Source organism: Bacillus sp. (in: firmicutes) (assembly GCF_031983925.1).
In the GTDB taxonomy this organism is placed as follows: Bacteria; Bacillota; Bacilli; order Bacillales; family Bacillaceae_G; genus Bacillus_A; species Bacillus_A pacificus.
Window position 1 is genome coordinate 931,922 of record NZ_DALYZR010000001.1, and the last position, 13,271, is coordinate 945,192.

A 13,271-nucleotide genomic window follows, 5' to 3' on the forward strand; every position below is an offset into this window, starting at 1 on the left:
GATTTCGATTGAAAGAGTACATGTTAAAACAAGTGGATTACCATGCTTGGGCTAATCTACGATTATTCAATCGACTAAAAGAATTACCAAACTATGATACTATTTTTACTGAACAGATGCAGAGTGTATTTCCATCAATCAAGGATACGTTTGCCCATATTTATATTACAGATCAAGTGTGGTTACACATATTGCATGGTAAAAGTATGAATGAAGCAATACAAGGCCGAGAAGAATTACGAAAACAAACGGAAAACAAATCGTTACATGAATTAGAAAAAATGTTTGAAAACATGGCAAATCAATATAAAGACTTTTTAAGTACAATACAAGATGTGAATGCTGTATTTGTTATCGAGAATCCATATGTAGGAAAATTAGAAACTTCAATTTTAGAGTTAGTACAACATGTTGTAAATCATGGTACATATCATAGAGGAAATATAACAGCGATGATCCGTCAACTTGGTCATTCGTCGACAATGATGGATTTTGTTCTGTATTTACATATGGTTAAAAAGCAGGGAGAGTAATATAGTTTATAAGAAGGAGAGGCTTTAGTTGTGGGAGTCTCTCCTTCTATTTTATTCCGCATGAATGGTAGATCAACTGATTAAAGTTTTACTTTATTTCTTAAGAAGCTTTATTTTCTTGTAATTGCTTCGCATATTGTACAGCCTTATATGCATTGACTCTACCGTTTTTCCAGTACGTACCTGTACCACTAATTTTATCAGAAGATGACTCAATAATTTGGCGAATTTGTGTATTGCTATATCCTTGATTTGCTAAAAGAGCAGCGACTCCTGCAACGTGAGGTGTTGCCATAGATGTACCACTTAATGATTGATACGTGCTTCCTTTATAAGTAGAATATATATTTGATCCTGGAGCTGCAACATCTACCCAGCTACCATAAGTAGAGAATGAAGATTTCTTATCTGATTGATCTGTAGAAGCGACTGAAATAACTTCGTTGTAATAAGCAGGGTAATTAGCTTTTGTATTTCCAGCATTTCCAGCAGCTGCAACTATAACAGAGCCTTTATTCCATGCATATTGAACGGCTTGTTGTAATGCAGTACCACCATTTGGAGCTCCTAAACTTAAACTAATTACTTTTGCACCCGAATCAGCAGCTTCTCGAATACCTTGCGCTACAGCATCGAGAGTACCACTTCCTTGATTATCTAATACGCGAACAGCATAAATGGAAGTTTGTGGGGCAACACCAGCAATTCCGACGCTGTTATTCGTAAGTGCTCCAGTAATTCCAGCGCAATGTGTACCATGACCATTACCATCATCAGATGTATTGTCGTTATCAACATAATCATGCCCGTAAATTACTTTCGAAGCCAAATCAGGGTGTGAGCCTTGAACTCCTGTATCAATAATGGCTACTTTTACACCAGGGTCACTTCGTTGGCTATCCCAAGCTTGTGGAGCTTGAATCTTTTGTAATCCATATTGATTATTAAAATATGGGTCGTTTGGAGTCCAAAAGGCGTGAACGTAATAATTCGGTTCTGCATATTCCACATCTGGATTATTTTTATAACTCTTTATTTTTTCTTTTACAGTACCTTTTGAAAATTGTACGACTTCAAAACCTAACTTATCATCTTTAGATAAGACATTAGCTCCGACAGATTTATGAAAAGATTGCACATTACTTAAAGATGCATTTTGTTTGAACTTAACGATTAATTGGTTAGGAACGTAATCAGTAGATGATGTTTCAGCACTTGAAGTATTCGTGTTAAAGAAGAAACCACCAATAATAAATGATAAAACAGATAGGAAAACAATGATTTTGTTTTTCAAAAGATTTTTCCTCCCTTTTCTTGGATGAGTTTTTCAGCGACACTTTAATGTCGCATTCCTTTTCAACTATATAGTTAGACCATACGATTTATGACATTTATGTGAAAAACTTTTGGAGGAAGAAAAAGGAGTAAACATTGATATAAATATATTTTTAATGATAGTAATAAAGTAAAAGAGGGGATGAAAAAAGGAATGCTCATCATGTATGAGTCATTCCTTTTTTCATAGATTAACTTGCCTGTTTTTTATTATTTTCTTTCAATTTCTCTGCTTGTAAAAAGCGATTCGTTTCAGCAACAACAATACCACTTAACCCAATAAGACCAATTAAGTTTGGAATCGCCATAAGTCCATTTGCAATATCCGCAAATGTCCATACGATGCCTAATTTTAAATTCGCACCAATAGCAATCATGACAATAAAGATTGCTCTATAATATTTAACAGCACGTTCTCCAAATAAATAAGCCACGCATTTCTCACCGTAATACGACCAGCCTAAAATAGTAGAGTAGGCGAATAAAATAATTGCGATACCAAGAATCATACTACCAGCAGTACCGAATACAGATTGGAACGCAAGTGTTGTAGCTTCAACGCCAGTTTTACCAGACTTCCATGCGCCTGTAGTAATTAATACTAGCCCTGTAATTGTACATACAATAAACGTATCTAGAAAAGTACCAGTCATTGAAACTAAAGCTTGCTTTGCAGGGGAATCAGTTTTTGCAGCCGCCGCGGCAATAGGGGCACTCCCTAAACCAGCTTCGTTCGCAAATACGCCGCGCGCCATTCCAATTTGAATAGCTGATGCAACTGTTGCACCGATAAAACCACCAGCAGCTGCAGTACCGCTAAATGCACCAGAAAAAATAAGTGAAAATGCTTCAGGAATTTGATCGTAGTGATAGAAAATAATGATAAGACCAGCAATGATATAAAAGAAAGCTTTAATAGGAACAACATATCCTGTTACTTTCCCGATTTTTTTTACACCGCCTAAAATAACGATAGCGATTAAAAATGACATTACTATACCAGTTAAAGCAGGAGGGAAAGAGAAATTAATTCGCATTGCCTCTGCAACTGAATTAGATTGCACCATATTCCCGATACCGAAAGAAGCAGTTGTACCGAATATAGCAAATAAAACTGCAAGCCATTTCTTACCTAGACCACGTTCTAAATAGTACATTGGCCCACCTGAATATTCACCATTTTCATTACTAACACGGTATTTCACCGCAAGAATTGCTTCGGCATATTTTGTTGCCATACCGAATAAAGCAGTAATCCACATCCAAAAGATTGCACCAGGCCCACCAATCGTCACAGCAGTTGCAACACCAGCTATATTTCCCATACCGATCGTTGCCGCCATAGCTGTCATAAGTGCTTGGAAGTGGCTAATATCTCCGGAGGAAGATGTATCTTCTGATTTTTTAAAAGCTAGTTTGTGAGCGTATAATAGTTTACTAAACTGTAAACCTTTTAAACGCACTGTGAGAATGATACCAGTACCAACGAGTAACAACAACGTTGGTAATCCCCACACATAGTGATTGATTTGTTCTAATACTTTACTTACTGTCTCCATCTTTATTCTCCTTTTTTAGAAAAAATAAAAACCACTTCAAGTAAATGAAATGGTCTCTGGAGAAACAAGGGATAGAAAAATAAACCGATACAAATCGGCATTTTCTTTCGCTTGTCTCTGTCCTTTTACCTGAGAGATTATCCGCTATAGTAGCGGATTTGCTCCTTCGGTGCTCGTTTTCCTCTACGCTATATAAAGCGAGAGGGAGTCTCTCCAGAGATTCGTCCCCATGCAGTTCTACTTGTAAACAAGACCTGAGAGTTTCAAAGTCGGTTAACAACTTTTTGCCCCGTCGGTAGATCAATAGACCTTCTCCTGAATGGTTCATCCGAATTATAAAATTAATAACCTATACGCATTGAATGTGTATAAGATCAATAAAAATATTATAGATATACTATTAGTGAAATGCAATCATTTTTTATTTTAAAATAGTAAAGAATTCTATTTTTTCGAAAGTCCTAATTTCTCTTCAACTTCAGTTAAAGTAGATAAAGCAATAACAATATGTTGATCCGCAAGCCCTAAAGCATGTTTCGTATTTTCAATTGTTGCACTGTTTAGAGTAGAGTTAGTGGCTCCATCTATAATTAAATCTGCCGCGTTTTTCATAAATTTAGAAGCAGCCTTAAATTCAGTTGTGAAATAAAGAAGTTGTTCTTGTATTTGTACTTCCGATATATTTTCTTTAATTTTCAAAATGTCTATTTCATTCATAATGTTTTCATATTGTTTGGAAACAGCATTCATTGTAACTAATAGTTTATCTCTGTCTACTGAATCACCGTTCGTGTTAATCTCTTCCCAGGCAGGCAACCAATCCTTTTCGATGATATCATTATAATTAGTAGTCAATTCATTAATTTTAGGCTGTAATTTCGTTTTGAAAGTTTTTGTATCCGCTGTTTCTACAGGGGCTTTTTCGGTGTTATTTTTACCATTCGTAACGTAGAAAATTGTACCGAAAATGATGAGAATAGAAATAAAAACTGTCCATTTAGTAAAAAGTAATTTTTGCAATATGTAACGCCTCCAAAATTTAAAAACTTATAATTATAATATATAACAATAATGTTGTTTAAAGTAGAGAAAATAGGAGTTTTAGTGAAAATGAATAGAAGAAAACTAGTTTCAAATATTTCAATGACTGTATTATTAGTTGGTTTAATTGCATTCATATTTATGAATAAAGAATCTAAAATTAAAGATTTTCCAGTGCTAATGTCAGTAATTCATATTAATGATGATAAGGAAGAGGAGTATAAATATATGAGTGTAATGCTTATTACACTGGTAAGTGGAGCGGAGGGGAAAGCGGGTATACTGTTAGTTTTAAAAAGTGGAAAGAAAGGTAAAGATATTACATTACCCAGGAGAAATTACGTATTATATATTTGAAAAATAATTGATAATAAAAGAGATAGGAAGTGAATGATAGTGTAGAATTGTTTACTTTCTATCTCTTTTGATTTTTAATTCTGAATTATTTAAATTATAATTACTATGTGTATAGAATAAAATAATATTTAGTATGGAGATGAGATAATAAATTGCCAAATATAAAAAAGATAGGTCGTTTTTGTCCTACTGATGATGAAGGATATATTATAAATGATGCACATATTGAAAAAGTTCAACCTATATTTATGGAGGTAATACAAGAAATAAAAAATACTTGTTGTGAATTGCTACAGGATGATTTACACAGTGTTTATATAAGAGGCTCAATTCCAAGAGGGATTGGAATTGAAGGAATTGCAGATATAGATGTGATTATAGTAGTACGAAAGGATCCTAAATTAATAGACTTAAGCTGGCGAAAGAAACTAGAAGTTCAAAGTTTGCAAAAGTTTAATTGTATAACAGGAGTGGAATTGAGTTTTTACAGTGAAAAAGAAGTGATAAATTCCAAGAGTTTTTCTTTTATAAGCTTTATGATACAGACACATGGAGTATGTATATTTGGTCAAGATGTAACATTGTCTTTACCTAAATATAAAGTAAGTGAGGAGTTAGCCTATGAACACCTTATTCAATTGCGGAAACAAATTGGACAAGCACGCGAAGAATTAATTCATAATAAAGGCGTGGATGATATTGTGGATTGTTGCCGTTGGATTATGAAGATAATAATCAGGTCAGGTCTAGCATTGACAATTGAGAGAGAAGGACTTTACTCCAGAGACTTATATCCTGCCTATGAATTATTTAGTAAGCATTTTCCCGAACAAGAAAAAAATATGAGAAAGGCATTACAATATGTAATTGAACCGATAAATGATATAAATGAAATTTTATTATTTTTAAGTACGTTTGGTGAATGGCTGATAGAAAGAGCGGATGATTTTTTGAATACTATAGATAACTAGAAGGATATAATTATGTTATGTAAACAAACAGGTGATCTAAATGTTCGTGATTTTGCAGACTATTATGGGATTCCGAAAGACGTGGCAACAGGAAGTTCAAATGGATGTTTAACAGCGTATCTTTTAAAGTAAAAAGATAAATATGCGTGTTGAACAAGGATACGAGATGAAATGGTCCTCTTTAATATATAAGAGCTGAAGAAATAGAGAGTAAAAATAATGTTCGTTTAGGGGAAAAGTAGAAAGTATTGCAGATGAGAAATGGAATGTAAGATAAGGGGGAATTAGATATGCTACTAAAAACAATCTATTGTAAGGTAGAAGAAGAGAAAAAGGAATTGTTTTCAAAAGCACAAGAAAAATGGCGTGATATACAGCATCTAGATGGATTTCATTGGCAATTTGGTGGATGGAATGAAGATGAGGCGTGTGTATTTACTTTATGGGAAAATAAAAGTGCATATCAATCATTTATGAATGGTGCCCACGATACAATTTATTTAAATAGTAATCAAGAGGATACGTTTCTTTTATGTGAAATTGAATTATTCCAAACTTTGTATGATATAACTGATACGCCTCTGAAAGACGTTGTTACAGAGGGATCATTCGTAAGAGTTGCTATATGTGATATTAAAGTGGAAAAAGAAAAGTATTTTTTACATAAACAAGAAACAATTTGGAATAAAGGGATGGAAAAAGCAAAAGGAATGTTAGCTGGCGTTGTTGGGAAGTCTTTAAAAAATGAAAATCGTTACATAGTGTTAACTTATTGGAAAGATGGAATGGCGCATCAAAATTATGTAGAAGAGATTTTCCCTGAGTTGTATAAACTAGCTAATATTCATGAAGATATAGAAGATATAAGAGGTAAACAAGCTATATGTAAGGAAGAATGGCTTGTATATTAAGCACAGAAAAAGTGCATAAATGAATGTATAATAAAGATAATTTCTTATAAACAAGAAATTAATAGAAGACGTTATATACCCTTTCATGTTAATATATTTAAGTTATAATAGGAGGCTTACCCTTTTGTATTGTACGGTAGAAGCAGTGTGAGCTTGAAATTTTTTTAGAAAAGGATGTGCCTAATTTGCGTATCAATAAATTTATTAGTGAAGCTGGAAAAGCGTCTCGACGCGGAGCAGATAAATTAATTAATGAGAGAAGAGTAATTATTAACGGTAAGGTTGCAAAAATTGGTGACCAAGTGAATCCAGGTGATGATGTACGCGTAAATGGAGAGCAACTTCGTATTGCTCGAGATCACGTATATATCGCTTTAAATAAACCAGTAGGTATTACATGTACGAGTGAAAAATCAGTAAAAGGTAATATTATCGATTTAGTGAATCACCCTTTACGAATTAGCCATATTGGACGTCTTGATAAAGACTCAGATGGTTTAATTTTGTTAACGAATGATGGTGATATCGTTAATGAAATTTTACGTGCTGAAAACAAACATGAGAAAGAATATATCGTTTCAGTAGATAAGCCAATTACACCTGATTTCTTAGAAAAAATGGCAGCGGGTGTTAAAATTCTAGGTACAAAAACACTTCCTTGTGAGATCACACAGTTATCAAAATATGAGTTCAAAATTATTTTAACACAAGGGTTGAATCGCCAAATTCGTCGTATGTGTGAAGCTTTAGGTTATCAAGTATACACGTTAAAACGTACGAGAATTATGAATATCGAATTGAATAATTTACCTGTTGGACAGTGGAGAGATTTAACGAAGAAAGAGAAACGACGTCTATTTGCAGACTTAAATTATGAACCACAAGATTGGTAAAATTGAGAAGGAGAAACCAAAAACATTTTTTGGTTTCTTTTTTTATTAAATAAAAAATCTTTTCCAAACACTTGCAAAAATAAAATGAATAAGATATAGTAAATAACAATTAATGGATGTATTAAAAAAAGCAAAGAAAAGGACACGAGTTATTTTCCCCGGTTATACAGAGAAGGAAGGAAAGCTGAGAACTTCCTAACGCAGAAAAATAACTTACCACCTTAGAGCTGCACTAGGGAAACGAAGTATCTAGTGCCGTGTAAGCGACGTTATCGCAAAAGAAGCCATTATGTTTTTTGTGATGGGAATCTGGGTGGAACCACGGATATAAGCATATTCGTCCCTATTTTAGGGATGAATATGCTTTTTTGCATTCAATTTCATAATAAGCGAAGAAAAGGACACGAGTTATTTTCCCCGGTTATACAGAGAAGGAAGGAAAGCTGAGAACTTCCTAACGCAGAAAAATAACTTACCACCTTAGAGCTGCACTGGGGAAATGAAGTATCTAGTGCCGTGTAAACGACGTTACCGTAAATGAAGCCATTATGTTTTTTATGATGGGAATCTGGGTGGAACCACGGGTATAAGCACGCTCGTCCCTATTTTAGGGATGAGTGTGCTTTTTATTATGAAATGGAGAGATGAAAAATGAAAGAACAAATGATTGAAATTAAATTTCCAGATGGTAGTGTGAAAGAATTTGTAAAAGGAATTACTTTAGAAGAAATTGCGGGATCCATTAGCAATAGTTTAAAAAAGAAAGCAGTTGCGGGGAAAGTAAATGATGGGTTATATGATTTACGCCGAAATATTGAAGAAAATGCGGAAGTAGAAATCATTACTATAGATTCAGATGAAGGTGTAGAAATTGCAAGACACTCCGCGGCACATATTTTAGCGCAAGCTGTAAAAAGATTGTATGGTGATATAAATCTTGGAGTAGGGCCTGTTATTGAAAATGGATTTTATTATGATATGGATCTTCCAAGTAGTGTAAACATAGAAGATTTACGGAAAATCGAAAAAGAAATGAAAAAAATCATAAATGAAAATATAAAGATAGAACGAGTTGAGGTTTCTCGAGAAGAAGCAGCTAAACTGTTTCAAGAAATGAACGACCGCTTGAAATTAGAACTTTTAGAAGCAATTCCTAGTGGGGAAAGTGTAACACTATATAAACAAGGTGAATTTGTAGATTTATGTAGAGGACCACATTTACCATCTACAGGTTATTTGAAAGCATTTCAATTAACTCACGTTTCCGGTGCATATTGGCGAGGTGATAGTAATAACCAAGTGCTTCAGCGCATATATGGTGTTGCGTTCGCTTCTCAAAAAGAATTAGAAGAGTATTTACATTTCGTTGAAGAAGCAGCAAAAAGAAATCATCGTAAATTAGGTAGTGAGCTTGAGTTATTTATGTTTTCTGAAGAGGCTCCGGGAATGCCGTTTTATTTACCGAAAGGTCAAATTATCCGAAATGAGTTAGAAGCATTTTTAAGAGAAATTCAAAAAGAGTATAAGTATCAAGAAGTACGTACTCCGTTTATGATGAACCAAGAGTTGTGGGAGAAATCAGGACACTGGGGACATTACAAGGACAACATGTATTTCTCAGAAGTAGATAATAAGAGCTTTGCATTAAAGCCAATGAACTGTCCTGGTCATATGTTAATGTTCAAAAATAAATTACACTCTTATCGCGAATTGCCAATCCGTATGTGTGAGTTCGGTCAAGTGCATCGACATGAATTTAGCGGTGCATTAAATGGACTATTAAGAGTTCGTACTTTTTGCCAAGATGATGCTCATTTATTTGTAACTCCAGAACAAATTGAAGATGAAATTAAATCCGTAATGGCGCAAATTGATTACGTATATAAAACTTTTGGATTCCAGTATGAAGTAGAGCTTTCTACACGTCCAGAAGATTCAATGGGTGATGATAAGTTGTGGGAACAAGCAGAATCGGCGTTAGCAAATGTATTACATTCATTGAATTATAAATATAGACTAAATGAAGGTGACGGTGCATTTTACGGACCAAAAATTGACTTCCATATTAAAGATGCTTTAAATAGAAGTCACCAGTGCGGAACAATCCAGCTTGATTTCCAAATGCCAGAGAAATTTGATTTAAATTATATAGATGAGAAGAATGAAAAGAAAAGACCAGTTGTCATTCATAGGGCAGTATTAGGATCTTTAGATCGTTTCTTAGCAATATTAATTGAGCACTTTGGAGGTGCATTCCCGGCATGGGTGGCGCCAGTTCAAGTGAAGGTCATTCCAGTTTCGAATGCAGTCCATGTACAATACGCAGATGAGGTTGCGGATAAATTAGCACAAGCTGGTGTTCGTGTCGAACGAGATGTACGAGATGAAAAATTAGGATATAAAATTAGAGAAGCACAAATGCAAAAAATTCCTTATGTACTTGTTATTGGGGATAAGGAACTGGAGAACGGAGCTGTGAATGTACGTAAATATGGAGGAGAGAAGTCAGAAGTTGTTGCGCTAGATGTATTTGTCTCAAGTATTGAAGAGGAAATAAAGAATAGAGGATATTGAGTGTAAAGAAAACACACCATTAAAAATTGGTGTGTTTTCTTGTTTACCTTACAAAAATGTAAGGTAAATGTAAGCGAAATCGAAGGAACGAGTTGTAGAAAGATGAGAATATGAAGTAGGAAATAGGTTCATGTTATCTGTATAACCTTTTTAGTTAGAATAATTAAAAAATTATTAAGAATTTACATGAGAAAAAGATAAGAAATGTGTGAGAAATTAAATTTATACAAAAGGGATGGAGTGAAAGAGATGTCAACAAATGTAGTTACTGTAGAAAGTGTAGAAAAAACGTATGGGAAAAGAAATGAGAATCAGTCAAAAGCATTAAGGGGTGTGTCATTAAATATTAAAGAAGGGGAATTTGTCGGGATTATGGGTCCTTCTGGATCTGGAAAAACAACTTTATTGAATGTGATTAGTACATTGGATCAAGCGACAGGTGGTAGTGTGACAATAGCTGGTACAAATATTACTTCTATGAAGGGGAATGCATTATCAGATTTTCGATCTCAAAAATTAGGGTTCATCTTTCAAGATTTTAACTTACTAGAAAATTTATCAATTTATGAAAATATTGCTTTACCACTTTCTCTGCAAGGTGTACCTTCAAGTGAGATTACTGGAAAGGTAAATGAGGTGGCGAAGAAATTAGGGATTACTGAAATTTTAACAAAATATCCAACTGCTGTTTCTGGTGGACAAAAGCAAAGAACAGCGGCAGCACGAGCTTTAGTACATAATCCAGCAATCGTATTAGCAGATGAACCGACAGGAGCGCTTGATAGTAAAAATGCAAAAAGCTTATTAGAAGCGATGCAAGATTTACATGAAAATCACAATGTAAGTATTTTGATGGTTACACACGATGCATTTAGTGCAAGTTATTGTGAGCGTATATTATTTATTCAAGATGGTCTTCTATATAAAGAGTTAAAGCGTCAAGGAACGCGAGAAGATTTCTATCAAGATATATTAGGTGTGCTTGCTCATATGGGCTCAGCTGCAGAGTCTAAGTAGGGGGTGAGACTATGTTATTCAAATTATCACGTCATAGTATGAAAAAAATGTTAAAAGATTATATGGTTTTACTTATCGGTCTCGTTATTAGCATTAGTATTTTCTACATGTTCCAAACGATGGCGATGAATAGTGAATTTACGAAAGATAATAGTCTCATTAGTAGTATTAGACTCGTATTTTGGGTAGGTGCCATACTATTATCTTTCATTACTGTATTTTATATTATATATGCCAATTCTTTCTTACTCACATTAAGAAGAAAAGAACTCGGTATGTACATGATGCTCGGAGCGAAAAAGAAAAAAGTAGCACAGTTATTATTTATTGAAACATTCGGTATGGGTATTGTTAGTATTATTATAGGAATTTTAGTAGGGATGTTACTTGCAAGTGTAGCAGGAAATTTTTTAATGAATGGTATGGAAATTTCAGCAAAAGGTAGTTATTCATCTGTATATACACCAGCAATCTTAGTTACAGCTATTTTCTTCGTAATACTATTTTTTATTACTGGTTTAATGAATAGTATCCGTTTATTACGAAAAACAGAACTAGAATTAATACGTGAAGATGAAACACTAGATGAAGTGAAGAAAAGTAAAACTCGCATTATTATAATGACTGTACTTGGTGTATTATTAGTAAGTACAGGATACTATTTTATGATAAATATAAAAACGTTTGCTGAACTCGGTTTTATAATAGCAACAATCGTTACAACACTTGGAACATATTTTATCTTTAGTTCATTGCTCCCATTTTTTGTGATGAAAATTAAAGGGAATAAAAAACGAAATGAAACGGGCTTAAATAGTTTTACATATGCACAGCTACGTTTCCGAGTGAATAGCTTATCGAGAGTACTAGGTACTGTAGCAATGTTAATTGCATTGGGCGCAGGTGCGATGACTGCAGGTATGGCATTCCAAAAAAATGTAGGTATTATGACAGACTTCTCACGTGTATATGATGTCGTAATTCATGATCCAAATGAACAAGATACAGCTGCATTAAAAGAAATGGAAATTGTTGAAGAAAGCCAGTACAAGTATAAAGTTGATGGAGAAGCGGTTTATTACTTACGTAACGATTTAACTGCGAAACCGCCACTTGTTTCAGACCACTTTGATACAAAAACCTTAAAAGAGCCTGTTCGTAAACGTGTGACTGAACCTTTAACTGAACCAGTATATTCTGCTTTAGAGTCTCCTGAATTAGCAAAATTTCCTCGTATGCCGAGAGATTGGGAAGATGCAATTGTAAGAGAAATACAAATTACACATAATCAATTTAACGGAAAACCTGTAAGAATTGCAGATGAAGCACATTATAAAGGAATTCAAGGAACAGAACACACTGTAACATTAGCAAAAGTAGACGATATGAAAAAATATAAACCGTTGTTGATTGATATAGATAAGAGACAAAAAGAACAAATTGAAAAAGCAACAGGTGCAAAAGTAGACTTATTTACGAAAATGACAATTTATCAATTTATGAACAGCTTCATGAGCGGAACAATGTTTATGGGATTTTTCCTCGGAATTGCATTTTTAGCAATGATGGCAAGTTCCCTTATGTTCAAAATATTAACAGGTGCTTCTCGTGACGTACGACGTTATGAAATGTTACGAAAAATTGGTGTGAGACGTAGTATGTTAACAAAAAGTATATATAAAGAAATTTCATATTTATTTATCTTCCCAGCGGTTATTGGAATTTCCCACGTGTTAGTAGGGCTAAACTTATTTAGCTTCATATTAGTTGACCCGTTTGTAAAAGTGTGGGTGCCAATTGGGATTTTCTTAGTCATTTATTTCATCTATTACTGGATAACTGTTCAACTTTATAAAGGTATGGTAATGCCGAAAGAAGAGGTAGCTAAGTAGTTTATGAAAAGAGTCCTTGTTTGAAAACAAGGGCTTTTTTTCTATATTTGTAATACCAGTGATCAAGTTTTTCTACGATTAATGTATTGAAAATTAAGAAGATATTAAGAGTTTATATAGCGGAATGTTAAGAAGTGTATAGGATATTAATAATGTAGTTTTATAGAATTAAATTGTTATTTTTACAA

General features: G+C 33.8%; 10 protein-coding genes, 1 pseudogene, 1 riboswitch and 2 other annotated features. Of the genes and pseudogenes, 8 read left to right on the forward strand and 3 right to left on the reverse strand.

Annotated features, from left to right (window positions below; all coding sequences use genetic code 11):
* The first annotated feature begins 8 nt into the window (after positions 1 to 8).
* Entirely contained in the window at positions 9 to 533 is a 525-nt protein-coding gene (locus tag RTP99_RS04875) for a DinB family protein (protein ID WP_000666445.1), read from the forward strand.
* Between the two features lie 100 nt (positions 534 to 633).
* Here RTP99_RS04875 and RTP99_RS04880 read toward each other — a convergent pair whose 3' ends face one another.
* The 3 genes from RTP99_RS04880 to RTP99_RS04890 form a co-directional block, all read right to left on the reverse strand.
* A complete protein-coding gene (locus tag RTP99_RS04880; protein WP_000790936.1) occupies positions 634 to 1,827 on the reverse strand; it encodes a S8 family peptidase in 1,194 nt (397 codons plus the stop codon).
* A 232-nt stretch (positions 1,828 to 2,059) separates the two neighbouring features.
* The gene (locus RTP99_RS04885; RefSeq protein WP_000451027.1) at positions 2,060 to 3,427 is read right to left on the reverse strand and encodes an alanine/glycine:cation symporter family protein; all 1,368 of its coding nucleotides are present in this window, start codon (positions 3,425 to 3,427) and stop codon (positions 2,060 to 2,062) included.
* Between the two features lie 107 nt (positions 3,428 to 3,534).
* A riboswitch (glycine riboswitch) is annotated at positions 3,535 to 3,654 on the reverse strand.
* A 217-nt stretch (positions 3,655 to 3,871) separates the two neighbouring features.
* The gene (locus RTP99_RS04890) at positions 3,872 to 4,447 is read right to left on the reverse strand and encodes a hypothetical protein (RefSeq protein WP_001170864.1); all 576 of its coding nucleotides are present in this window, start codon (positions 4,445 to 4,447) and stop codon (positions 3,872 to 3,874) included.
* Positions 4,448 to 4,498: 51 nt separating this feature from the next.
* Between RTP99_RS04890 and RTP99_RS04895 the strand changes: the two are divergent.
* From RTP99_RS04895 to RTP99_RS04930, 7 genes and pseudogenes are all read left to right on the forward strand, one after another.
* Positions 4,499 to 4,832: pseudogene (locus tag RTP99_RS04895) on the forward strand (hypothetical protein).
* Between the two features lie 145 nt (positions 4,833 to 4,977).
* On the forward strand, positions 4,978 to 5,796 hold the full coding sequence (locus RTP99_RS04900; protein WP_001132912.1) for a nucleotidyltransferase family protein: 819 nt from the start codon (positions 4,978 to 4,980) through the stop codon (positions 5,794 to 5,796).
* A gap of 290 nt (positions 5,797 to 6,086) precedes the next feature.
* Positions 6,087 to 6,707, forward strand: a complete 621-nt coding sequence (locus tag RTP99_RS04910; protein WP_000925146.1) for a YdbC family protein — start codon at positions 6,087 to 6,089, stop codon at positions 6,705 to 6,707.
* 185 nt (positions 6,708 to 6,892) lie between these two features.
* The gene (rluF, locus tag RTP99_RS04915) at positions 6,893 to 7,600 is read left to right on the forward strand and encodes a 23S rRNA pseudouridine(2604) synthase RluF (protein ID WP_001222167.1); all 708 of its coding nucleotides are present in this window, start codon (positions 6,893 to 6,895) and stop codon (positions 7,598 to 7,600) included.
* Between the two features lie 124 nt (positions 7,601 to 7,724).
* Positions 7,725 to 7,948, forward strand: a binding site (T-box leader).
* 35 nt (positions 7,949 to 7,983) lie between these two features.
* Positions 7,984 to 8,207 (forward strand) — a binding site (T-box leader).
* Between the two features lie 44 nt (positions 8,208 to 8,251).
* Positions 8,252 to 10,174 (forward strand): threonine--tRNA ligase, encoded by a 1,923-nt coding sequence (gene thrS, locus RTP99_RS04920; protein WP_000663048.1) that lies wholly within the window; start codon positions 8,252 to 8,254, stop codon positions 10,172 to 10,174.
* 249 nt (positions 10,175 to 10,423) lie between these two features.
* Complete coding sequence (locus tag RTP99_RS04925; RefSeq protein ID WP_000106418.1) at positions 10,424 to 11,191, forward strand: ABC transporter ATP-binding protein; 768 nt, start codon at positions 10,424 to 10,426, stop codon at positions 11,189 to 11,191.
* Between the two features lie 11 nt (positions 11,192 to 11,202).
* Positions 11,203 to 13,083, forward strand: coding sequence for an FtsX-like permease family protein (locus tag RTP99_RS04930; protein WP_000897897.1), 1,881 nt, complete (start codon positions 11,203 to 11,205; stop codon positions 13,081 to 13,083).
* The last annotated feature ends 188 nt before the right edge of the window (positions 13,084 to 13,271 follow it).

Excerpts from the sequence above, each read along its gene's own strand:
- RTP99_RS04930 (WP_000897897.1), top strand. The coding sequence starts at position 11,203 with ATGTTATTCAAATTATCACGTCATAGTATGAAAAAAATGTTAAAAGAT.
- RTP99_RS04925 (WP_000106418.1), top strand. The coding sequence starts at position 10,424 with ATGTCAACAAATGTAGTTACTGTAGAAAGTGTAGAAAAAACGTATGGG.
- RTP99_RS04910 (WP_000925146.1), top strand. The coding sequence starts at position 6,087 with ATGCTACTAAAAACAATCTATTGTAAGGTAGAAGAAGAGAAAAAGGAA.
- thrS (WP_000663048.1), top strand. The coding sequence starts at position 8,252 with ATGAAAGAACAAATGATTGAAATTAAATTTCCAGATGGTAGTGTGAAA.
- RTP99_RS04885 (WP_000451027.1), bottom strand. The coding sequence starts at position 3,427 with ATGGAGACAGTAAGTAAAGTATTAGAACAAATCAATCACTATGTGTGG.